We start from the raw sequence: 21,972 nt of genomic DNA, 5'->3' as shown, positions 1-21,972 counted from the left end.
CCCGGCGGGGCGGAAAGTCCCCGCCGGGACCGGGTGGATCAGTGGCGCACGGAATCAGCGATTTCCCGCATCACCGAGGCGTCCGCCAAGGTGCTGGAATCCCCGACCTCACGACCCTCGGCGACGTCCTTGAGCAGGCGGCGCATGATCTTGCCCGACCGGGTCTTGGGCAGCTCGGGGACCACGAAAATATCGCGGGGTTTGGCGATCGGGCCGATCTGCTTGCCCACGTGGCTGCGCAGCAACTGCACGACGTCCTCCCCGTTGCGTGCTTCGCGCTGGAGGATGACGAAGGCGTAGACGGCCTCCCCGGTGGTTTCGTCCTTCGCCCCGACGACGGCGGCCTCGGCCACCAGGTCGCTGGACACCAGCGAGGACTCGATCTCGGTGGTGGAGAGCCGGTGGCCCGAGACGTTCATGACGTCGTCGACCCGGCCCAGCAGCCAGAGGTCGCCGTCCTCGTCGCGTTTGGCCCCGTCGCCGGCGAAGTACATGCCGTCGAAGCGCGACCAGTAGGTGTCCTTATAGCGCTGCATATCGCCCCAGATGCCGCGCAGCATGGCCGGCCAGGGGTCGCGGATGACCAGGTAGCCGCCCTCGCCGTTGGCCACCGCCTCGCCGTTCTCGTCGACCACGTCGATGTTGATGCCCGGGACCGGGACCTGGGCCGACCCCGGCTTGGCCGCCGTGACGCCCGGAAGCGGGGCGATCATGTGGGCGCCGGTTTCGGTCTGCCACCAGGTATCGACGATCGGCGTCGGATTCTCCTTGCGCTCCCCGTTGGCCCCGGCATTGGAACCGATGACATCGCGGTACCACATCCAGGCTTCGGGGTTGATCGGTTCGCCCACCGACCCCAGCACGCGCAGCGAGGAGAGGTCGTAGCCGTCGGGGATGTCGCGGCCCCATTTCATCATGGTGCGGATCGCGGTGGGGGCGGTGTACAGGATGGAGACGCCGTACTTCTGCACGATCTCCCACCAGCGGCCCTGGTGCGGGCTGTCGGGGGTGCCCTCGTAGATGATCTGGGTGGCACCGTTGAGCAGCGGGCCGTAGGTGACGTAGCTGTGGCCGGTCACCCAGCCGATGTCGGCGGTGCACCAGAAGACATCCGATTCGGGGTGCAGGTCGAAGGTGTCGCGGTGGGTGACGGCGTTCTGCACCAGATAGCCGCCGGTGGTGTGGATGATCCCCTTCGGCTTGCCGGTGGTCCCCGAGGTGTAGAGGACGAAGAGCGGGTGCTCGGAGTCATGGCCTTCGGCGACATGCTCGGGCTCGGCGGTGGCCACGACGTCGTCCCACCACACATCGAGTCCCTCGGTCCAGGCGACGTCTTCGCCGTTGCGCTTGACCACCAGGACGTTCTGCACCGAGCCGGCGCAACCGGCCACCGCCTCGTCGACGGCCGGCTTCAGCGTGCTGGGCTTGCCCCGGCGCCAGGTCCCGTCGGCGGTGACGACCAGCTTGGCTTCGGCGTCGTCGATGCGGCTGCGCAGGGCGTCGGCCGAGTAGCCGCCGAAGACGACCGAGTGGATCGCGCCGATGCGGGCGCAGGCCAGCATGGTGATGACGGCCTCGGGGATCATCGGCAGGTAGACGGCGACGCGGTCGCCCTTGCCCACGCCCAACGAGCCGAAGGCGTTGGCGGCCCGCTTCACCTCGGCGGTGAGCTCGGCGTAGGTGTAGCGGCGGGTATCGCCGGGTTCGCCTTCGAAGTGGATGGCGACCCGGTCGCCGTGGCCGGCTTCGACGTGCCGGTCCAGGGCGTTGTAGGCGGCGTTGACCTTGCCTCCGACGAACCACTTCGCGACCGGGGCTTCGGACCAGTCGAGGGTTTCGGTGAAGTCGGTCTCCCAGGTCAAGGCCTCCCGGGCCCGATCGGCCCAATAACCCAGCCGGTCCTCGGCTGCGCGCTGGTACAACTCCTCGCGGGCCACCGCCTGGGCCGCGAATTCGGCGCTCGGCGCGAAGCTGCGGTCCTCATGGGAGAGGTTATCGAGGGTGGAGTGCTTGTCCGACACGGTGCGGATCCTTTCGGCGCGGAATTAAGTGCTGTGAGTCAGGTTACAACCGATCGCCGCTCGTGGTGGCCTCGATCACGCAGTGAGACGCCCACCGTGCGGATTCTGCGGTGAACGGTAGCCCCGAGGCGCCCCGGAGGCTGAAATGGCGTCGGAAAGGGTGCGGCGTTGGCCGTCCCCCGCCGATAGGCTGGGACCCACAGTCGATTGCAGACCGTCACGAAGTGGGCGGCGAAAGGAGTCATCGTGGCTAGTTCCTCCGCCGATTCGTCGGGGGCCGCCCCGGCCCTGGCCGGTCCCTTCACCCTGCGCGAAGTCGTGGTGATGGCCGGTGCCTTGCTGCTGCTGGTGGGATCCGTGTTGCCGTTCCAGATCGGCGCCGGCTCCTATGCCAACGTCTGGAACCATCAGACGACCGCCTTCAACCAGTTCATCTCGCTGGCCCTGCCGCTGATCATCGGCGGGGCGTTCGCCTGGCGCCGGCTCGCCGGCAGGACCAAGGTGACCGCTGGTTCCCTCACCCTGGACCAGCTGGGTTCGGTGGTGTCCCTGCTGGGGATCCTGTACTTCTTCATCTCGTCGGTGATGTCGATGAACCCGGCGTTCCTACTGGGACTGGTTGGCGCACTGGTCATGGCCGCAGGCACGACGGCGGCCCCCTACATTCCCGGGTTCGTGCTTGATTTCGCGCCCGGTCAGACGGCCCTGCTGACCCGTCCGATCCGCCCCAGCGCCCCCCGCGCCGACACCCGGCCCGCGGAGTCGAACGCCCCGGCTGCGGCCACCCCGTCCGCCACCGGAACGGAACCGTCCACCGCGGACCGGCCGCACGATCCGACGGCGGAGGCCACGGTGGCGACCGCACTGGCCGCCGGACACAGCACGACGCCCGAACCGGTTCCGGGTGCCTGGCCGGTATCCGCGGACGCCGACCGGGCCGCCGACACCACGGACGGCGTGGACCCGCAGCCCGCCGCGGCAGAACCCGATGAGCCCGAGGAGCCCGAGGAGCCCGAGGAGCCCGAGGAGCCCGAGGCGCACGAAGGACCCGAGGCACCCGCAGCGTCGGAGCCGTCCGAGCCCGCCGGAGGAGGCGAGGAACCTGAGGCAGCGGGACCCTCCACCGATGCGGGGGCCCTGCCGGTCGTCGCCGATCGCCGGTCCCCGGCCGTCGAGGAGGACATCGTGGGAACCCCGGCAGCGCAGGAACCCGCCGCCGAAGCCCCGGCACCGCAGACGACCGTGCATCCGGTGGCCGCCGGCAGCGACACCGCCACCCGGCAGGACGCCGAACAGTCCTTCGCCGCCACCAGCGGAGGGAACGCCGCGGCCTCCACGGCCTTCTGGTTCGCCGTCCCCGACCGCCGCACCGCGGTCAACGAAGCCACCGGCCGCAACTCCTTCGTCCTGGAACCGGGGGAGTGGATCCTGGCCCTGGAGGACCGTGGATATGAATTCCTCGTCCAGACCTCCGACGGTGCGGTCGGGGTCCTGCGCGATCTGAGCCGGATCGAGCGAGCCTGACCGTGACCGCCGAGCGCCCCCTGAAGGCGACGCCCCGTGACCGGGAAACGATGATCGGGCTCAAACGCCGGGCCCGGAAGATCAACCGGGTCCTGGCCGAAACCTACCCCTATGCCGTCCCCGAACTGGACTTCGAGAACGCCTTCGAACTCATCATCGCCACGGTCCTGTCCGCCCAGACCACCGATGTGCGGGTAAACGCGGCCACCCCGGCGCTCTTCGCCGCCTACCCGGACCCGCTGTCCCTTTCCGAGGCCCAGCTCGAGGACGTCCAGGAGCTGGTGCGCTCCACCGGGTTCTACCGGACCAAGGCCAGCAACATCATCGCGCTGGCCCGGGCCGTGGTCGACGAGTACGACGGCGTGGTCCCCTCTCGTCTCGAGGATCTGGTCACCCTGCCGGGGGTCGGGCGCAAGACGGCCAACGTGGTGCTCGGCAATGCGTTCGGCCTCCCGGGCATCACCGTGGACACCCACTTCCTGCGGTTGGCCCGCCGACTGGGGTGGACCCTGGAAACCGATCCGGTCAAGGTCGAGCATGCCGTCGGGGAGCTCTTCGAAAAACGTGATTGGACGATGCTCTCGCATCGGATCGTCTTCCATGGCAGGCGCATCTGCCATGCCAGGAAGCCGGCCTGCGGCCAATGCCCGATCGCCACGTTGTGCCCGTCCTACGGGGAAGGGGAAGTCGACCCGGTGAAGGCGGCGAAACTGCTGAAATATGAGCTGGCGCCCGGACGTGAGGACCTGCTGGATTTGATGCGGTCGGGCACATCGCGGCGCGAACTGCGGGCGCTGGGCTTCGGGTTGGGCGCATGAACGCTCGGCAGACCAACGGCCAGGCGGCCCCCGGACGGCAGGTGACATCGGGGCTGGCGCGCGAGGACCTGCTGGAGGTGATCGAACGCCACCGTCCGATGGCCGAAGCCGGTGACGCGGGGGTCAGCAAGATGCCCTCCTCGTGGATGTTCGATGGCATGGACCACTCCCGGGCCCGCCGGGCCGCGGTGCTGATCCTTTTCGGGCGGTTGGACGACATCGATGCGACGGCGGCACCGCTGACCGCACCCGCGGATCTGGACGTGCTGTTCGTCGAAAGGGCGACGACCCTGCGCAATCATCCGGGACAGGTCGCCTTTCCCGGCGGGGCCATCGACGACACCGATTCCTCCAGCCGGGCGGCGGCGCTGCGCGAGGCCGAGGAGGAGACCGGGCTGGACCCGGAAGGCGTGGAGATCCTGGGGCAGCTGCCGCCGGCCGAACTTCCCGTCACCAACTTCGTGGTGACCCCCGTGCTGGGCTGGTGGAAGCTGCCCTGCGAGGTCTTTGCCGTCGACCAGGGGGAATCGGCCTCCGTGTTCCGTGCCCCCGTCGCGGATCTGGTGGATCCACGGAACCGGCTGAGCATCGAAGTCAGCCGCAGAGGCCAGCAGCACCGGTCGCCGGCTTTCGACCTGCAGGGCCGGCTCATCTGGGGGTTCACCGGGATCGTGTTGTCCCGGCTGCTCGACGACCTGGGATGGTCCCTTCCCTGGGATCCGTCCAGGACCAGACCCCACCCGTTCTCCTGATCGGAGGGGCTCAGTCGGCGTCGGCGTAGGATTCCACGACGGTGACCCCGACGGGGAACTGCACCGGGACGGTGCCGAAGAGCAGTGTTGCCGCCCGCTCGGCGGCCTCCTGGACCATCACCGAGACCCGTTCGGCCGCTTCGCGGGGGACATGGAGCATCACTTCGTCGTGCAGGAAGAAGACCAGTGCGCCGTCGTCCCGTCCAGCGGCCCGGGCGGCCCGCAACCGCAGGCGGATCTCGGCCAGCCAGCACAGGGCCCACTCCGCGGCGGTTCCCTGGACCACGAAGTTCCGGGTGAACCGCCCCCGGGCCCGGGCCGCCGCATCGGCCCGGCGTTGTTCCTCGGCGGAGGCGGCACGCTGCCCGGTGAGCCAGGCCTGCGAGGCAGCGGGGGAACCACGGCCCAGGAAGGTCTGCACGGACCCGCCGGATTCCCCGGTCCGGGCGGCCCGTTCCAGCACCCCGATGGCCTGCGGGAACGTCCGGGTCAGCTGCGGCATGAGGCGTCCGGCCTCACCGGTGGTGGAGCCATACATGGCCCCGAGCATCGCGATCTTGGCGTGGGCACGATCCCCGCCGAACCCCTTTTCCGCGATGCCCTGGTAGAGGTCCTGCCCCCGGGCGGCCTCCGCCAGCGGGGTATCGCGACCCAGGACGGCCAGGATGCGCGGTTCCAGCTGGGCGGCGTCGGCGACGACCAGCAGATGCCCGGGGTCGGCCCGGGCGGCATCGCGGATGGTGTGCGGAATCTGCAATGCCCCACCGCCGCGCGACGCCCACCGTCCGGTGACCACCCCGCCGACCACGTACTCGGGCCGGAAACGGCCCTCATGGATCCACTCGTCCAGCCAGACCCACCCGTTGGCCGAATGCAGCCGCGAGAGCTTCTTATAGCGTTGCAGGACCTCCAGGGCCGGGTGGGAGAAGTCGCGCAACTCCCACTGGCCGGTGCTCTTGGCGTCCACGCCCACGCGGTGCAGGGCCTTCAGCAATTCGTGGGGGGAGTCCGGGTTCAGTCCCGGGGCGCCCAAGGCGGCACGCAGCTCGGCAGCGACCTCCTCCATCCGCGGCGGACGGACCCCGGGGGCGGGGCGGGGACCCAGCTGGTCGACCAGGAGCTGTTCGTGGACCCCGCGGTTCCACGGAATGCCCTGGTGCTGCATCTCCGCGGCCACCAGGGCACCGGCGGATTCGGCGGCCAAGAGCAATTGGAGCCGACGCCCCGGCTGGCTGCCGGGTACGGCACGCTGCTGTTCCCGGAATTCTGCGGTGACGGCCTCGATGGAGGTCTGATCGTCCTTCGGCTCGGAAAAGAGCGCCCCCTGGTTCTCCGGCACCCGGGCCGGCGGCAGGGACCAGGCGGGTTCGCCGCCGTCGTCCCCCGCGGCCCCGTCCGCCCGCAGGGAAGCCAGATATTCGGTGTTCGTCGCGGCCGGGGCATGACGCAGGATGGTGCGGTTCAGGCTCAGGTCACTGGCCCGCTCCACGGTGCACCCGGCGGCCAGCAGGCCCGGATACCAGTCGCTGGTGCGCCCCCAGACCCAGCGCAGCCGCCGTGGCCCCAATTCCTGGACGGCACCGGCCAATTGGTCGCGGAGCAGGACGACGGGGTCGGCCTCGGCGACACCGGACCCATCCAATAACTGCACGACGGCGGTGGCCGCCCCCTGGTCGGGGGCCGCCTGGGCGGTGGAATGGGTGGCAAGGACTGCATAACCGGGCACCGTCCCATTCTGACAGGGACACCGGAGCCGACGGGCCCTGCACAGCCAGTGTCGGAAGGCAGCGGCCCGCGCAGCGTCCACAACGGGCGGGGCGGGGCCCTGCCGTGGCCGGGGCCCGCGGCACGGTGGGCTCATGGACCAGTCGCCAGTCTTCACCCCGTCGGCCCCACCCACCGGCGCTGCCGTCCGGGAGGTGGGCCAGCCCACCCGGCCGATGCCACCGGCCGGGCGCGAGGAGGCCGGCGGGGGTGAATCGGCGGGCACCGGCTGTCTCCTGGTGACCCGCGATGAGCAGCTGGCCGATCACGTGGCCCTCATCGCTGCCGCGTGCGGGGTGGTCCTGCTGCTCCACCGAAGCGTTCCGGAAGCGGTGCCGGACGGATGTTCCATGGTCTTGCTGGGCCCCGATGCCGCGCCGGAGTGCCCGGCCGGAGGATTCCGGGTTCCGGTGGTCCTGATCGGGTTCGTCCGTGACGGCGAGGACCTCTGGCGGGCCGCGGCCCGGGACCCGGGAGCCCGGGTGGCGGTGCTGCCCGAAGCAGCAGCCTGGCTGGGGGAGTATCTCGGGGAACGGGCCCTGCATTCGGGGCGGGGACGGGTCACCGTGTTTTCCGGGGCCACCGGGGGTGCCGGCACCACCACCTTGGCCGTGCTCGCCGCGGTGGGAGCCGCCCGCCGCGGTGTCCGGAGCCTGCTGGTGGATGCGGATCCGCATAGCCGGGGGCTGTGGCCACTGCTGGGCCGGCCGGCGGTTTCCGGGGTTGGCTGGGAGGACTTCATGCGCTCGAGGGGCCGCATCGCCCCCGGGCATCTTGCCGAGGTCCTGCCCTCGAGCGAGGGCACCACCGTGCTGACCTGGACCGGGGGCCTGCCGGCACCGGTCCCGCCGGCGATGGTGAACGAGGTCATCGCCGCCTCGCGCAAGACCTTCGATACGGTCGTGGTCGATGCCGGCAGGACCGCAGGGGTGGATCAGACGCTGTCCTCGCTGGCGGACTCGGTCATCGTGGTGGCCCCGGGTACCATGACCGGCACCGGACCACCGGTGCCCGGTGACGGGCCTGCCCACCGAAGCCCCTGCCGCCTGGTGGTCACCGGACGCCTGCCCACCGGGGTCGATGCCGGCCGGCTGGCCTCCGCCACGGGGCTGGAACTGCTGGGATACGTCCCCGCAAGCGCCGCATTCTCCGCGGCGGCCGGGGAAGGACGGCTGGGTGGGGTGCTCACGCGCCGCCGGTTGCGCCGTCGACTCGCCGGCATCGTGGGGTGGTCCCTCCCGCCTGTGGACGACCCGGCAGACACCGGACCGGTGGCCTCATGAGCCTCAACGGGTCGCCCGCCGCCGGGGCCCGGGACCAGCCCACCGGTCGGCGTCGCTGGGATCCGCGGGCCGCGGCCCGGTCCGGTGGTCCGGACCTCGACGAACGCCTGCTCGAAGAGGTGCGGCGACGGGCCCTGGGCGGGGCCGGACCGTTGACCGGAGCGGATCTGGCCGACGCGGTCCGGGCCTCGGGACTGGTGGTCGGCAGCAGTAGTGCGGCCCAGGTCATCCGCCTGCTCCAGGAGGACCTGCAGGGTCTGGGCCCCTTGCAGGCCATCGCCGATGAACCGGGCACCACCGATGTCCTCGTCGACGCCGAGGGACGGGTCTGGCGGGACGGCGAGGAGGGGTTGTGCCGGACCGCGTTGCATTTCACCGACCCCGAACGGATCAGGGCCCTGGCCGTGAGGTTGGCCGCCTCGGGAGGGCGGAGGCTGGACGGGGCCCAACCCTTCGCCGACGTCGTCGTGGGACGCTACCGCATCCATGTGGTCCTGCCTCCCATCTCCACCGGCGGCCCCCTGATCTCGGTGAGGATCAGACCAGGTCGGTCCGCGGGACTGGAAGCGCTCCTGCCCGGGGGCACGTCCAACCCCTGGCATCCGGTGTTGCTCGCCGTGGTCCGGGCCCGGCTGAACTTCCTGGTCAGCGGGGGCACCGGCAGCGGCAAGACCACGCTGCTCGGGGCGCTGCTGGGGGAATCGGAACCCACCGAGAGGCTGCTGATCGTGGAGGACGCCCGGGAACTGGAACCAGACCATCCCCATGTGGTGGGCCTGCAATGCCGGACCGGGAACATCGAGGGGGCCGGGGCGGTGGGGATGACCGAACTGGTCCGGCAGGCCCTGCGCATGCGCCCGGACCGGTTGGTGGTGGGGGAATGCCGTGGTGCCGAAGTCAGCGACTTCCTCACCGCCATGAACACGGGGCACGACGGCGCCGGCGGCACGGTGCATGCCAGTTCCGCCGCCGCGGTCCCCGCACGGCTGGCGGCCCTGGCGGCCCTGTCGGGAATGACCGGCACCGCGCTCGCCGTCCAGACCGGCAGCGCCCTGGACCTGGTCATCCACATGGGCCGGATCGGAGGACGCCGCACCCCGCTGGAATTGGGGCGGCTGGTCCCCGACGGGCACGGGTTCCTCACGGTCTCTCCGGTGCTGCACCCAGGGACCGATCAGGCCCTGCGGCCGGGACCTTCGGCCCCATGGTTGGCCGGACTGTTGGCCGAAAGGTCGATCCCATGTCCCTGGTGATCCTCGCCGGCAGCGTGTTGGCCGGGCTCGCCTGCTGGTTCCTGCCGACCAGCCGGTCGCTGCCTTCCGTCCCCGCAGCCGCTGCGGGACGGCCCGCTGCCGCGAGGAGGACGCAGGAGCCCGGAGCCGGCGGAGACCCGGGCAGGAAACGCCGATGGTTCCATCGCCCCGGCCCGGCATCGGGGGCGGGGCTGGACGACCACGTCGAAATGATGCGCCAACTGGCCGCCTTGCTGCGTTCGGGGCGCCACCCGGGGGAAGCCTGGCTGCTGCTGGAATCCAGCTGGGACCTGAGGATCCCGCACGCCGGGGAAGCCGGAAGACCAGCCGGCGGGTCCGCTGTGGGAGGCAGGGGCCCACGGGCCGGTGGCGCTGCCGGCGCCCGGGACATCGTGTCGGGATGTCGGGCCGCCCGGATCTGCCAGGAAACCGGTTCGGGGTCTTCGGCGGGAATCGAACGCCATCTGCGTGACCGGCCGGAATTCCGGCACGCCTGGCAGCGGCTGTTGTGGTGCATCAGCCTCTCGGAGTCCACGGGGGCCGCGTTGGGCGATCTGCTGCACCGCCTGGCCGACCAGCTTGAAGCCGAACAGGACCGTCGCCGGGCCCTCGAGGCTGCCTTGGCCGGACCACGGATGACGCAGAAGCTGCTGGCCTGGTTGCCTGCCCTGGGATTGGGGTTGGCCCAACTCATGGGGGCGGACCCCCTCGGAACACTCACCGGAACCGATCTGGGACGGATGTGCCTGGTGGCCGGGGGTGGACTCTGGTGGGCCAACGCGCTGTGGAGCAGGCATCTATTGGGGCCGCCCCGGCCGCATCGGCGCCGGGGGCGCACCCGGGGGGCGGGACGGAGCCGGTGATGGTCCTGGTTGCCGCGCTCCTGGCCGGGATGACGGCCTGGTGGTCATTGGCCGTCCGGCGCGGCCCGTGGGCCGGACCCGGCCCCGCCGCCGGCCCAGCGACAGGGGCCGGGAAGCAGGCCTCCGGAGCCGGGGACCAGCACCCGACGACCGCGGATGTTCCGCTGTTGCTGGAACTGGCCGCGACCTTGCTCGACGCCGGGCTTCCGGTCAACGGGGTCCTGGCGACCCTGGCGCGTGAGGTGGCCCCCTGCCGGGGGTTGCAGCCGGTGGTCCGATGCCTGGACCTGGGCATCGACTGGCAGCGGGCCTGGCAAGCCGCCCCCGCGGAGCTGCTCGGAATCGGTGAGGCGTTGGCCTTCGCCCACCTCACCGGGGCGGCCACGTCGGGCCTGCTCCGTTCCGCCGCGGACCAGGCCCGACGGAGCGAGGCCAGGAGAACGGAGAAGGAAGCGGCCGAACTGGGCGTGAAGATGGTCATCCCGCTGGGCGTCTGCGCACTACCGGCCTTCATCTGCCTCGGGATCGTTCCCGTGGTCATGGCCCTGCTCCCGGCGCTGGGCTAGCCGGACGGGCGTCTTCATGGCCCCGTGGCCGCCGACGGATCCCTCACAGGTGGTGGCGGCCACGCCGTTGTCCAGAGCGTGCCGGCCCCGCCCCCGCCCCCGGCCGTGGGCACCGGAGGGTGGAGGCAGGTCCCGTGCCGGGGCCCGTAGCCGGAAGGAATGGAGAACATCATGAACGAGCAGGACGAACAGGTCGACCCCGGAGGCCACACCAGGGCCGGCGGCCCGGAGGACGCCGCGGAAATCGGCTCCGGGTCGGGAAGCGGTGAGGAGGGGATCGCCACCGCTGAATTTGCCATCGTGGCCCTGGCCGCCGTGGGGTTTGCCGGGTTGTTGGTGAGCATCCTCAGCAGCGGGGGTGTCCGTGAGCTGCTGATGGGCCTGGTGCGTCAGGCCCTGTCCTTCTAGGACCGGTGGTGATCGTCAATCACCAGCGAGGCAGCAGCACGGCGGAGTTCGCCGTGCTGCTGCCGGTGGTGGCCGCCTTCCTGGCCCTGGTCCTGGGGGTGGGTGTCTGCGGCAGCACCCAGGTCAGGGTGGAACAGGCGGCCCGGGCGGCAGCCAGGGAACTGGCCCGGGGTGAACCTGCCGCCCACGCCGTGGACACCGGACATCGTCTGGCGGGGGAGGGCGCCTCCGTCCGGATCGGATCCGCGGGCCGGTATCGGAAGGTGGAGGTCACCCGCACGATCACGCTGCCCTGGCTCTCCGACCGGGAGTTCCTGGTGCTCAGCGCGCAGGCCCAGGCGCGAACCGAGGCCGACCCGGGCGGGCCGGTGGGCCACGATGGTCGCTGAACCGCGACCCGTGGGGGTCTGCGTCCGCTGCCCTGCAGGATCCGAGCGCGGTTCCGGGACACTGCTGGTCGTGGCCCTGGTCGCCGGCCTCGCCTTCTGCCTGGTGGTGGTCCTGTCCGTGTCCGCGGTGGCCACCGCGGCCGGTCGGGCGGCCAGCGCCGCCGATCTGGCGGCATTGGCCGCGGCCGACGCGGCCCGCGGCCTGGCCCCGGGTGAACCGTGCACCGTCGCTGCCCAGACGGCCGCCCGGAACGGGGCCGGCCTGGCCCAATGCCACAGGTCAGGGACCGGAGGAGTCGTCGTCGACGTCCGGACCAACATCCCGCTCGGGCCGGGGCTTTCCTGGCTGGCCCCGCTGGGGGTGGAAGCCACGGGTCGTTCCAGGGCCGGTCCCCCCACGACCGCCTGGACCCCTCCGGGGTGATCAGGCAGTCATGAAGCGTGCCGCAGCAACAGCCCCAGCAAGGCGATGGCTCCTGCCTTGTCCAAGGGGTTGTTGCGATTGCCGCATTTGGGGGACTGGACGCAGGAGGGGCATCCTGCGTCGCACTCACAGGCGCTGATGGCCTCCCGGGTGGCCCGTAGCCAGACGGTGACCTGCTCGAAGGCCCGCTCGACGAAACCGGCGCCGCCGGGATGTCCGTCATAGACGAAGATGGTGGGCATCCCGGTGTCCACGTGCAATGCAGTGGAGACCCCGCCGATATCCCACCGGTCGCTGGTGGCCACCAGCGGGAGCATGCCGATGCCCGCGTGTTCGGCGGCGTGCAAGGCCCCGGGGGCGGCATCGGGAAGGATTCCCGCCGCCGCCATCTCGCGTTCGGGCACGGTGAACCAGATGGCCTTGGTGAACAGGTCCCGGGCCTCGAGTTCCAGGGGCTCTTCTCCGAGGATCTCGTTGGAGACCAACGCCTTGCGTTGGAAGGAGACCACTTGCGTGGTCACCTTCACCTCGCCGAAGTGCACCTGGACCGGGCCCCAATCCAGGGTGCGCAGGACCTCGAGGACCCCGATGGTGGTGATGTCCCGGGCCTGGGTGTAGAAATCAGGGGTGGCCCGCTGGACCAGCACGCAGTGGTCCTGCTCATTGAGCTCCTCCACCACATAGGTGGTTCCTTGATGCACATAGACCGCCCCGGTATGGGCCTGGTATTGGGTCTGTGGGGACCCCATGGTTCCCAGCAGGGCGCCGGTGGCGGCATCGATGATGTTCATCGGGCCACCGCCGTCCGCCCGCAAGTTCACCATCGAGGCGGCGTTCTCCGGGTGGGTCCAGAACCAGCCCGACGGGCGTCGGCGCAGGTACCCGCGGTCCACCAGCGAATCCAACAGTCCGGCCGCGCTCGCGCCGAACAGTTCCACCTCCTCGGTGCGCAGCGGCTGCTCGGCCGCCGCAGAACACAGGTGGGGGCCCAACACGTAGGGGTTGGACGGATCGAAGACGGTGGCTTCGACCGAAGTCTCGAAAATGGCTTCCGGGTGGTGGACCAGATACGTATCCAGCGGGTCGTCGCTGGCGACGAATGTGGCCAGCGCATCCTGGCCCGCCCGGCCGGCGCGGCCGATCTGCTGGAAGAACGAGGCCCGGGTCCCCGGCCAACCCGCCACCAGCACCGCATCCAAACCGGCGACGTCGATGCCCAATTCCAGTGCCGAGGTCGACGCGATCCCGAGCAGTTCACCGGTACGCAGCTGGGTTTCCAGGTCCCGGCGTTCCTCGGGCAGGTAGCCGGAACGGTAGGCGGCAATACGGCCGGGCAGCGACGGGTGGACCTCGTCGACCAGACGGCGGGCGATGCTGGAGATGGTCTCCGCCCCCCGCCGCGATTTGATGAACGCGATGGTACGGACCTGACCGCTGACCAGATGGGCCAACAGCCCGGCGGTCTCGGCGATGACCGTGCGGCGGACCGGGGCACCGTTCTCCCCCCGCCCCTCCAGCAGAGGGGGTTCCCAGAGCGCCACCGCGGTCTGGCCGTGGGGGGAGAAATCGACGGTGACCTCCCGGGCCTCGGCCCCGATGAGTCGTCCGAAGGACTCGGCGGGATCGGCGCTGGTGGCCGAGGCCCCGATGAACACGGGGTCGGCACCGTAGTGGGCGCAGATCCGGCGCAGACGCCGCAGCAGGTTGGCCACATGGGAGCCGAAGACCCCCCGGTAGCTGTGGGCTTCGTCGATGACGACGTAGCTGAGCCGGCGGAAGAACCGGGCCCACCCCGGATGGTTGGGCAGGATCCCGAAATGCAGCATGTCCGGATTGGTCAACACGAGATTGGCATGATCGCGGATCCACCGGCGTTCGCCGGGGTCGGTGTCCCCGTCATAGCTGGCGACCTTCACCGTGGGCAACCCCAAGCCGATCAGTGCGGAACGCTGGTCGGCGGCCAGCGCCTTGGTGGGGGAGAGGTAGAGCACCACCGAACCGGTGGTCCGCAGGCTGACCGTCTGGTCCAGCTCTGCCCGGTGGATCGCGTCCAGGGCAGGCAACTGGTAAGAAAGGGACTTGCCGGAGGCCGTGCCCGTGGCAACGATCGTGTGATGGCCCTCGTGGGCACTGTGGGCCGCTTGCACCTGGTGCAACCAGGGAGTCTGGACGCCGCACCGTTCGAAGGCCTCCACGACCTCCGGATGCGCCCACTCCGGCCACGGACCATGGACGGCTTCACGGGCCGGGATGACGTGCAGATGCGTCAAGGCCTCGGGGGAATCGCCATGGCCCAGTTGCTCGATCAGTGCGTTGGGTTCTCTCACCGCATCAGTGTGGCATCACTGACCGACGGAACGGGGACCGGAGATGATCAGTCCTTCTTGCCCTCGAGGGTGACGATGCTGCCGATGGGGGTCCAGCCGAGGTAGTGGTACAACGCCTGCCCGTCGGTGGAGGCCACCAGCAGACCCTCTTCGACGTCATGCTCCAGGGCGAGGGCGACCAGTGCGCGCATCACCAGGCTGCCGAGCCCACGGCGGCGGAAGTCATCGGCCGTGATGATCCGGTCGAAGACGGCGTATTCGTCGACCATTGCGACGTGCCCACTGGCGGCAACGACGTCGGGGTCGTCCTCCAGGTGGATGGAGACGTAGGCGTGCTTGCCATCGCGTTCGGTCTCGATGGTGAAGCCCTCGGCCGGGCGGGGCGACTCCACGTCGTGTCCCGAGATGTCGGCGACCATCAGGGCCTCATCCGAGGTGACCACGCCCAAGCCGGCGGCCAGGGCCGCCTCGGTGACACTGAGGGAATCGCCGGTGACGATCGTCAGCCGGCGGGCAGGGTGTTTGTTCAGCGTCTCGCTGACCGCCACGAGCTCCTCGGAGGTGGGGTCGTTGATGATGTATTCCCAGTCCCCGCTCGTGTCATGGCGCAGGGCGGCATGGACCCGGCCCTCGGTACGGCTTTCATAACCGCGGGCACCGACCCAGCCGGTGACCCAGACGCCAATCAATTTGTCAGTTGCAGTCGATCCCATGCTCCAGACAATACCCGGTGCCGCGATCCACTGCAGAGTCGGGAGGGCATTTTCGGCACTTCGGTAGCGAATTGTTAACGACGGCGACCACCGCATGGACCGCTGGCGTCGGCGCGGGTGGGCGCGGCCCCGGGCCCGACGCGCTCCGAGGACGATGGCCGCCTTATCCTTGAAGGATGGCCCAGCACCGCATCGCCCTCTTCTACGTCTTCAAGCCGTTGCCCGATCCCGAGGCCATCCGCCTGTGGCAGCGTTCACTCCTGGAACAATGGCAACTGCGCGGGCGCATCCTCATTTCCCCCGACGGGATCAACGGAACCGTGGGCGGGGAGATCCGTGCGGTGAAGCAATACCTGAAGGCCACCCGCGAATACCCGGCCTTCCACGGCCTGGATGTGAAGTGGAGCGAGGGTGGCGCCGAGGACTTTCCGCGGATCTCGGTCAAGGTCCGTCAGGAGATCGTCTCATTCGGGGCCCCGGGCGAATTATCGGTCACCGACGACGGGGTGCAGGGCGGCGGCCGGCATCTGAACCCCCGCCAGCTGCATGAACTCGTCGAAAACCGCAGGACCTCCGGGGAGGAGGTGGTCTTCTTCGATGGGCGCAATGCCTTTGAAGCGCAGATCGGCAAATTCCGCGACGCCGTGGTTCCCGACGTCCAGACCACGCGCGACTTCGTCAAGGAACTCGACTCGGGAAAATACGATGACCTCAAGGACCAGCCGGTGGTCACCTATTGCACCGGGGGCATCCGCTGCGAAGTGCTCTCGGCGTTGATGCTCAACCGGGGGTTCACGGAGGTCTACCAGCTCGAAGGCGGGATTGCGCGCTACGGCGAGCAATACGGGGACCGTGGACTGTGGGAGGGATCGCTCTACGTCTTCGACCGTCGGATGCACCTGGAATTCACTCCCGAGGCGGTGACGGTCGGACGTTGCGTGGGCTGCCAGGACCCGACGAACAAGTTCGAGAACTGTGCCACGGCCTCATGCCGGAAGTTGCGGTTGTTCTGCGCCGGGTGTGCCGCCGATGACCAACTGCGGCTATGCCCCGACTGCTATGCCTTGGGCCAGAGGCCGGCCGAGGCGTCCTCCACGACCTGATCGGCCTCTTCGGTCGCGAAGACCTCGAAGCCGCGGGCCCGGTAGTTGGCCAGGGCGGCGGGACCGTCCAGGGAACAGGTGTGGACCCAGACCCGGTGCACCGCGGCGAACCCCTCCCACCGCGTATGCAGGTCCCAGGCCCGTGCCGTCCCCTCGCTGAGCAGCACCCCACCGAGACCCAGACCGAGTTGTTCGGGGAAGAGGCCGAAGTAGATGATTTCCACGACCCCGTCGGCCGAACCACCGAGTTCGATGTACCCGGCCGGCGCGCCGTCGACCGTCAACACCCAGGTCTCGCTGCCCTCACGCTGGACTTCTGCCGCCCACTGCTGCCGGGTCAGCCCCAGCCGATCCACCCAGTTCCACGACCCGCCCACCGAGCGGTAGAGGAACTTGCTGTAGTCGGCGGTGATCCCCGGGACGCGTTCGATCCGGCACCCCCGGGGCAGCGGGCGTGCGGCAGGGGTCAGGGACCGGGCGGAAGTCATCTGCAGGGATGTCGTGGTGACCAAGGTCAAGGCTGCTCCTGGGGTTCCGGTGCGGGTCGATGCATCGGAAGCCTATCCGCCGCTAGGCTCGAACGGTGAATACCTCGGCCCCCTTCTCCGTCATCAACCATGCCCCCCATAGCAACGAGCAGGATCTGCTCGATGCCCTGGCCGACGATCTGACCCGGGCCTGCTATCACCAGGAGGCCGTGGCCACCCTCCTCGGAGACGCGTCCCACGAGGCCCTGGGGCGGGACCAGATCGTGCCGGCGAAGCTGGTGGTCGAACGGTCCCTGGGCGCCGGGGGCGCCGGGGCCCTCCCGGTGCTGGTCGGGCTGTGGTTGCTGGGGATGTCCTTCCCCGACGAGGCCCTCCAGATGGCGTTCCCGCGCACCGGTACCGCCGGGCTGTCCCGGCTTCAGCTGATCGAACCCGACGGCGAAGGATTCCGTGCCGCGGTGGATCTGCGCCCGCACGCCAGCGATGTCGTTGCGCAGACATGGATCGCCAGTGACCTCGGGGCCCACCAACGGCCCGGGCCGTTGCGGCATGACCACGTCCTGGGTGTCGGCCGCGCGTCGGCGACCCTGGCGCAGGCGGTCATCCGCCGGCCCGTAGAACGGGCACTCGAGCTGGGCACCGGATCCGGGATCCAGCTCTTCTACCTGCTCAGCCATTGCCGACGCATCGTGGCCACCGACATCTCGGATCGGGCGCTGGCCTTTGCCCGGTTCAACCTGCTGCTGAACCACCGGGTGCTCGGAGTGGATCCGGAACGACTCGAGGAGCGGGTCGGGCTTCGCCTGGGGTCCCTGCTTGAACCCGTCGCCGGGGAGGAGTTCGACCTCGTGGTCTCCAACCCGCCCTTCGTGATCACCCCCCGCTCGGCGAGCGAACGGCCCGAAGACCGGTACACCTACCGGGATGGAGGGATGCCGGGGGACTCCCTCGTCGAATCCCTGGTGCGGGACCTTCCGGACGTGCTCGCTCCCGGAGGGACGGCGCAGATGCTGGCGAACTGGGAGATCCGAACCCAGGCGGCGTCGGATGACGGCGAGAACCACGTAGATGAGATGACACCGGGTGAGGAGTCCCCTGATGCGTGGGAGGCCGGTCCTCGCTCCTGGATCCGCGAGGGCACTGAAGCGTGGTTCATCCAGCGCGATGTCACCGCACCGGAGGTCTATGCCGAAACCTGGTTGCGCGATGCCTCCCAGGGGCGTGACCAGGAGGCCCATGACGCGGCCTACCGGGATTATCTGAGGGATTTCGCCGACCGCGACGTGGCCGGGATCGGTTTCGGGATGCTCTGGCTCCGACGGCCGGCCCAGCCGGACCGGTTGCCGTTCGGCCTGCGTTTCGAAGAGATCACCCATCCCCTGGAGCAGCCCGTCGCCCCGTATCTGCAGGCGCAGATCGAGGCCACCGACTCCCTGCTGGGGCGTGACCGGGCGGAGCTGGTCCTGGTGGTCGCCGACGACGTGACCGAAGAACGCCACCAACGACCCGGCGCGCAACATCCCGGGGTCATCCTGCTGCGCCAGGGGGCCGGATTGCGACGCACCACCCTGCTCGGTTCGGCGGAGGCCGGATTCGTTTCGGCCTGCGACGGAGAATTCAGCGCCGGCGTGCTGGCCCAGGCCGTGGCCTCCCTCGTGGAAGGGGACGAACGGGAGACCGCGGCGAACCTACTGGCCAGTGTTGATCGACTCGTTACCCAGGGGTTCGTCACCGAAGTGCGAAACAAAGGCTAAACTTTTTCCGTATGACTCAGAACACATCCGGAGAAGAGCCGCCCGTTGAGGCGAAGTTCCGGCGACAGGCCCAGAAACCGGTGGTCATCGGCGACCCGCAGGCCATCCGTGCGTTGGCCCACGAGGCCCGGTTGGAGGTCCTCGAAGAGCTGTTTGCCTCGCAGTCCACCCGCACCGCGACCGAACTTGCCTCGCGCTGCAACCTGACGCCCAGCGCCATGAGCTACCATCTGCGGGCCCTGGAGAAGTACGGCTACGTCGAACGTGCAGCCAGCGAGGGCGATGGCCGGGAACGCCGTTGGAAGGCGGCGGGGGACCAGTTGGTGGTCGGATCCTTCAACGACTCGACGGCAGCCAAGAATTCCTTCCTCAACGTCCAGCTCAACGCCTTCCGCGAGCGGCTCAGCGTGGAGATCAACCGTCGCGATGAGGAACGCAAGGCAGGAATCGAACCTTCCCCGAACCGACCACCGGTCCTGACGACCGGCATGGTGTTCCTGCGCAAGGAATTGCAGGAGGAGTTCGCCCAGAGGGTCTACGGGCTGGTGGACGAATACGAGGCCCTGGCGCAACCGGATGAGCGCGGGGTGGAAGGCGAACGCATCTACTACATGCTCTCCTTCCTCCCCGAGGCACCTGCCACCGATTCCTGACCCGCGCAACGCGGCGTTGACCACACCGGGAGGTCCTGGCTTGCGGTTGGTGTGCCCGAAGCGGCTAACCTAGTGCAGAATGAGCAGGTGCGCCCCCAACGGCGTGCCGTCAGCGGCAAATAGGAGTGTTGTGCCCCCCAAGGCCAAGGAAAAAACCGGCAAGAAGCTCGTGATCGTCGAGTCACCGGCCAAGAGCAAGTCGATCGCCAAGTATCTGGGCGATGGCTTCATCGTCGATGCCTCGGTCGGTCATATCCGGGATCTTCCCCAACCCTCGGAGCTGCCGGCGGAACTGAAGAAGTCCTCGGTCGGCAAGTTCGCCGTCGATCTGGAGAACGACTTCGAGCCCTATTACGTGGTCTATCCGGACAAGAAGAAGAAGGTCTCGGAACTCAAGGCCGAACTCAAGGATGCCGACGAACTCTATCTGGCCACCGATGCGGACCGCGAAGGCGAAGCCATCGCGTGGCACCTGTTGCAGGTCCTCAAACCCAAGGTCCCCGTCTACCGTCTGGCCTTCACCGAAATCACCCGCGAAGGTATCGCCCGGGCCATGGAGAACGTCCGTGAACTCGATACCGATCTGGTGGACGCCCAGGAGACCCGTCGGGTCCTGGACCGGATCTACGGATACGAGATCTCACCCGTCCTGTGGCGCAAGGTGGCCCGCGGTCTCTCCGCGGGGCGTGTGCAATCGGTGGCCACCCGGCTGGTCGTCGAACGTGAACGCGAACGCATGGCCTTCCGCTCCGCCTCCTACTGGGATCTGGCCGGGGAATTCGCGACCACAGCGGGAGAGTCCTTCCGCGCCAAGCTCGTGGCCGTCGACGGGGGCCGCGTGGCCGCCGGCCGTGACTTCGATGACCGGGGTGGACTGAAGACCCCGAAATCCGGCACCGCAGTCGTCCACCTGGACGAAGCAGCGGCGACCTCGCTGGCCGCTGGCCTGCAGGATAGCGATTTCGCCGTCACCAGTGTCGACACCAAGCCCTATACCCGCCGCCCGGCGGCCCCGTTCACCACCTCGACGCTGCAGCAGGAGGCCTCGCGCAAACTGCGGTGGTCCTCGAAGTCGACCATGCAGGTCGCCCAGCGCCTGTACGAAAACGGCTACATCACCTATATGCGTACCGACTCGGTGTTCCTCTCCAACGAGGCCGTCTCGGCGGCCCGGAAACAGGCCGCCGAACTCTATGGGCAGGAATCGGTGCCCTCGAAGCCGCGGATGTACAAGGCCAAATCCGATAGCGCCCAGGAGGCCCACGAGGCCATCCGGCCCTCCGGTGACGCCTTCCGCCGCCCCCGGGACGTGAAATCCCAGTTGGGGGCCGACGAATTCCGGCTCTACGAACTGATCTGGAAGCGCACGGTCGCCTCGCAGATGGCCGACGCCAAGGGCTCGACCGCTTCGGTCCGGCTGGCCGGGGAAGCCACCGACGGCCGCCGCGCTGAATTCTCCGCCTCCGGCACGGTCATCACCTTCCGCGGTTTCATGGCCGCCTATGAAGAAGGCAAGGACGTCTCGGCCGCCGAGGAAGCCGAGAAGGATGCCGAGCGCCGGCTGCCGCAGCTGGCCCAGGGCGACGCCCTGGTGGGCACGGATGTCACGGCCTCCGGCCACGAAACCACCCCTCCGCCGCGCTACACCGAGGCATCGATCATCGCCGAACTCGAAGAGCGGGAGATCGGCAGGCCCTCGACCTTCGCCCCCACGATTTCGACCATCATGGATCGCGGATACGTCAGCAAACGCGGTGGCGCCCTGGTGCCGAGCTGGATCGCCTTCTCGGTGATCCGCCTGCTGGAGGAACACTTCGCCCAGTACGTCGACTACGGATTCACCGCACGGTTGGAGGACGACCTCGATGAGATCGCCGCAGGACATCTGGCTCGCTCGGCGTGGCTGAAGGACTTCTACTTCGGTGACGGGGAGGAAAAGGGTCTGCAGGGCCTGGTCGAGAACCTCGGCGACATCGACGCCCGGGCCATCAACTCGATCGACATCGCCCCGGGCATCGTGTTGCGGGTGGGCAAATACGGCCCCTATCTGGAACGTCCCGCCCCGGCCGGCTCCCCGGAAGGCACCGACCCCGAACGGGCGAACGTCCCCGAGGATCTGGCCCCCGATGAGCTCACCGCCGAGAAGGCGACCTACCTGATGGACAATGCCGGGCCCTCGGAGCGCCCGCTGGGCATCGATCCGGAGACCGGACGCGAAATCGTGGCCAAGGACGGGAGATACGGACCCTTCGTTTCCGAGGTGATCGTCCCGCCGACCGAGGAGGAGCTGGCCGCCAGGCCGGTCGAATACTACAAGAACGGCAAGCCCAAGCCCCCGAAGAAGCCGGAGAAGATCAAGCCGCGCACCGGTTCGCTGTTCAAGTCGATGTCCCTGGAGACCATCACCCTCGAGGAGGCCTTGAAGCTGCTTTCCCTGCCTCGGGTGCTCGGGACCGATGCCGAAGGCGCGGAGATCACCGTGCAGAACGGTCGCTTCGGGCCGTATTTGAAGAAGGGCTCCGACTCGCGTTCCATCGGGACCGAGGAAGAGATCTTCAGCATCACGCTGGAACAGGCACTGGAGATCTACTCCCAGCCCAAGCAGCGTGGTGGCCGCGCCGCGACCCCGCCCTTGGCGGAATTCGGGGACGACCCGGTGTCCGAGAAGCCGATCATCGTCAAGGAGGGCCGCTTCGGGGCCTACATCACCGATGGGGCCACCAATATCACGGTTCCGCGCGGGACCGCGATCGAGGACCTGACCCGCGAGCAGGCAGTGGAGCTGCTGGCGGACAAGCGCGCCAAGGGTCCGGTCAAGCGGGCTGGCAAGGCCCCGGCCAAGCGCCCGGCAGCCAAGAAGAAGAAGTAG

Annotated in this window: 19 protein-coding genes; 14 read left to right on the top strand and 5 right to left on the bottom strand. The window is 69.2% G+C overall.

Annotated features, from left to right (window positions below):
• Positions 1-38: 38 nt before the first annotated feature.
• The gene (gene acs / locus ACT3S2_RS01135) at positions 39-2,021 is read right to left on the bottom strand and encodes an acetate--CoA ligase (RefSeq protein ID WP_444561098.1); all 1,983 of its coding nucleotides are present in this window, start codon (positions 2,019-2,021) and stop codon (positions 39-41) included.
• Between the two features lie 246 nt (positions 2,022-2,267).
• Between acs and ACT3S2_RS01130 the strand changes: the two genes are divergently transcribed.
• From ACT3S2_RS01130 to ACT3S2_RS01120, 3 genes are read left to right on the top strand one after another with little or no spacing between them, the layout of a single operon-like run.
• Positions 2,268-3,545: a hypothetical protein gene (locus tag ACT3S2_RS01130; RefSeq protein ID WP_444561097.1), complete on the top strand. Its 1,278-nt coding sequence runs from the start codon at positions 2,268-2,270 to the stop codon at positions 3,543-3,545.
• A gap of 50 nt (positions 3,546-3,595) precedes the next feature.
• Positions 3,596-4,363: an endonuclease III gene (nth, locus tag ACT3S2_RS01125; protein ID WP_444553430.1), complete on the top strand. Its 768-nt coding sequence runs from the start codon at positions 3,596-3,598 to the stop codon at positions 4,361-4,363.
• Positions 4,360-5,115: an NUDIX hydrolase gene (locus ACT3S2_RS01120; RefSeq protein ID WP_444561096.1), complete on the top strand. Its 756-nt coding sequence runs from the start codon at positions 4,360-4,362 to the stop codon at positions 5,113-5,115. The genes nth and ACT3S2_RS01120 overlap by 4 nt, the downstream gene beginning before the upstream one ends.
• 10 nt (positions 5,116-5,125) lie before the next feature.
• On the opposite strand, the gene ACT3S2_RS01115 is transcribed toward ACT3S2_RS01120, so the two are convergent.
• Positions 5,126-6,841: a bifunctional 3'-5' exonuclease/DNA polymerase gene (locus ACT3S2_RS01115; RefSeq protein WP_444553387.1), complete on the bottom strand. Its 1,716-nt coding sequence runs from the start codon at positions 6,839-6,841 to the stop codon at positions 5,126-5,128.
• A 133-nt stretch (positions 6,842-6,974) separates the two neighbouring features.
• Here ACT3S2_RS01115 and ssd point away from each other — a divergent pair, with 133 nt between their 5' ends.
• The 7 genes from ssd (at position 6,975) to ACT3S2_RS01080 (ending at position 12,065) form a co-directional block, all read left to right on the top strand.
• Complete coding sequence (gene ssd / locus ACT3S2_RS01110) at positions 6,975-8,162, top strand: septum site-determining protein Ssd (protein ID WP_444561095.1); 1,188 nt, start codon at positions 6,975-6,977, stop codon at positions 8,160-8,162.
• A complete protein-coding gene (locus tag ACT3S2_RS01105) occupies positions 8,159-9,415 on the top strand; it encodes a TadA family conjugal transfer-associated ATPase (RefSeq protein ID WP_444553385.1) in 1,257 nt (418 codons plus the stop codon). Before ssd ends, ACT3S2_RS01105 begins: the two co-directional genes overlap by 4 nt.
• Entirely contained in the window at positions 9,403-10,278 is an 876-nt protein-coding gene (locus ACT3S2_RS01100) for a type II secretion system F family protein (protein ID WP_444553384.1), read from the top strand. The genes ACT3S2_RS01105 and ACT3S2_RS01100 overlap by 13 nt, the downstream gene beginning before the upstream one ends.
• Positions 10,278-10,844, top strand: a complete 567-nt coding sequence (locus ACT3S2_RS01095; protein ID WP_444553383.1) for a type II secretion system F family protein — start codon at positions 10,278-10,280, stop codon at positions 10,842-10,844. The genes ACT3S2_RS01100 and ACT3S2_RS01095 overlap by 1 nt, the downstream gene beginning before the upstream one ends.
• A 171-nt stretch (positions 10,845-11,015) precedes the next feature.
• Positions 11,016-11,252: a DUF4244 domain-containing protein gene (locus ACT3S2_RS01090; protein ID WP_444553382.1), complete on the top strand. Its 237-nt coding sequence runs from the start codon at positions 11,016-11,018 to the stop codon at positions 11,250-11,252.
• Positions 11,253-11,260: 8 nt separating this feature from the next.
• Complete coding sequence (locus ACT3S2_RS01085) at positions 11,261-11,641, top strand: TadE family type IV pilus minor pilin (RefSeq protein WP_444553381.1); 381 nt, start codon at positions 11,261-11,263, stop codon at positions 11,639-11,641.
• The gene (locus ACT3S2_RS01080; protein ID WP_444553380.1) at positions 11,631-12,065 is read left to right on the top strand and encodes an Rv3654c family TadE-like protein; all 435 of its coding nucleotides are present in this window, start codon (positions 11,631-11,633) and stop codon (positions 12,063-12,065) included. The genes ACT3S2_RS01085 and ACT3S2_RS01080 overlap by 11 nt, the downstream gene beginning before the upstream one ends.
• Before the next feature lie 8 nt (positions 12,066-12,073).
• Here the strand turns inward: ACT3S2_RS01080 and ACT3S2_RS01075 are convergent, their stop codons facing one another.
• Complete coding sequence (locus tag ACT3S2_RS01075; RefSeq protein ID WP_444561094.1) at positions 12,074-14,392, bottom strand: DEAD/DEAH box helicase; 2,319 nt, start codon at positions 14,390-14,392, stop codon at positions 12,074-12,076.
• A gap of 47 nt (positions 14,393-14,439) precedes the next feature.
• Entirely contained in the window at positions 14,440-15,105 is a 666-nt protein-coding gene (locus ACT3S2_RS01070; protein WP_444553378.1) for a GNAT family N-acetyltransferase, read from the bottom strand.
• Positions 15,106-15,281: 176 nt separating this feature from the next.
• On the opposite strand from ACT3S2_RS01070, the gene trhO reads away from it, so the two are divergent.
• Complete coding sequence (gene trhO / locus ACT3S2_RS01065; protein WP_444553377.1) at positions 15,282-16,208, top strand: oxygen-dependent tRNA uridine(34) hydroxylase TrhO; 927 nt, start codon at positions 15,282-15,284, stop codon at positions 16,206-16,208.
• On the opposite strand, the gene ACT3S2_RS01060 is transcribed toward trhO, so the two are convergent.
• Positions 16,163-16,726 (bottom strand): GNAT family N-acetyltransferase, encoded by a 564-nt coding sequence (locus ACT3S2_RS01060; protein WP_444561093.1) that lies wholly within the window; start codon positions 16,724-16,726, stop codon positions 16,163-16,165. The genes trhO and ACT3S2_RS01060 overlap by 46 nt on opposite strands.
• A 65-nt stretch (positions 16,727-16,791) precedes the next feature.
• Here ACT3S2_RS01060 and ACT3S2_RS01055 point away from each other — a divergent pair, with 65 nt between their 5' ends.
• The 3 genes from ACT3S2_RS01055 (at position 16,792) to topA (ending at position 21,972) form a co-directional block, all read left to right on the top strand.
• Positions 16,792-18,450, top strand: coding sequence for a DUF7059 domain-containing protein (locus ACT3S2_RS01055; RefSeq protein ID WP_444553375.1), 1,659 nt, complete (start codon positions 16,792-16,794; stop codon positions 18,448-18,450).
• A gap of 11 nt (positions 18,451-18,461) precedes the next feature.
• The gene (locus tag ACT3S2_RS01050; RefSeq protein WP_444553374.1) at positions 18,462-19,103 is read left to right on the top strand and encodes an ArsR/SmtB family transcription factor; all 642 of its coding nucleotides are present in this window, start codon (positions 18,462-18,464) and stop codon (positions 19,101-19,103) included.
• Positions 19,104-19,233: 130 nt separating this feature from the next.
• Positions 19,234-21,972: a type I DNA topoisomerase gene (gene topA / locus ACT3S2_RS01045; RefSeq protein WP_444553373.1), complete on the top strand. Its 2,739-nt coding sequence runs from the start codon at positions 19,234-19,236 to the stop codon at positions 21,970-21,972.

This window comes from Arthrobacter sp. AOP36-A1-22 (assembly GCF_052377615.1).
Lineage (GTDB): Bacteria > Actinomycetota > Actinomycetes > Actinomycetales > Micrococcaceae > Arthrobacter_H.
Note: the sequence above shows the minus strand (reverse complement) of the source record. Positions and strands in the feature narration are given on the sequence as shown.

Excerpts from the sequence above, each read along its gene's own strand:
- ACT3S2_RS01080 (WP_444553380.1), top strand. The coding sequence starts at position 11,631 with ATGGTCGCTGAACCGCGACCCGTGGGGGTCTGCGTCCGCTGCCCTGCA.
- ACT3S2_RS01090 (WP_444553382.1), top strand. The coding sequence starts at position 11,016 with ATGAACGAGCAGGACGAACAGGTCGACCCCGGAGGCCACACCAGGGCC.
- ACT3S2_RS01050 (WP_444553374.1), top strand. The coding sequence starts at position 18,462 with ATGACTCAGAACACATCCGGAGAAGAGCCGCCCGTTGAGGCGAAGTTC.
- ACT3S2_RS01095 (WP_444553383.1), top strand. The coding sequence starts at position 10,278 with ATGGTCCTGGTTGCCGCGCTCCTGGCCGGGATGACGGCCTGGTGGTCA.
- nth (WP_444553430.1), top strand. The coding sequence starts at position 3,596 with ATGATCGGGCTCAAACGCCGGGCCCGGAAGATCAACCGGGTCCTGGCC.
- trhO (WP_444553377.1), top strand. The coding sequence starts at position 15,282 with ATGGCCCAGCACCGCATCGCCCTCTTCTACGTCTTCAAGCCGTTGCCC.
- ACT3S2_RS01070 (WP_444553378.1), bottom strand. The coding sequence starts at position 15,105 with ATGGGATCGACTGCAACTGACAAATTGATTGGCGTCTGGGTCACCGGC.
- ssd (WP_444561095.1), top strand. The coding sequence starts at position 6,975 with ATGGACCAGTCGCCAGTCTTCACCCCGTCGGCCCCACCCACCGGCGCT.
- ACT3S2_RS01120 (WP_444561096.1), top strand. The coding sequence starts at position 4,360 with ATGAACGCTCGGCAGACCAACGGCCAGGCGGCCCCCGGACGGCAGGTG.
- ACT3S2_RS01105 (WP_444553385.1), top strand. The coding sequence starts at position 8,159 with ATGAGCCTCAACGGGTCGCCCGCCGCCGGGGCCCGGGACCAGCCCACC.
- ACT3S2_RS01100 (WP_444553384.1), top strand. The coding sequence starts at position 9,403 with ATGTCCCTGGTGATCCTCGCCGGCAGCGTGTTGGCCGGGCTCGCCTGC.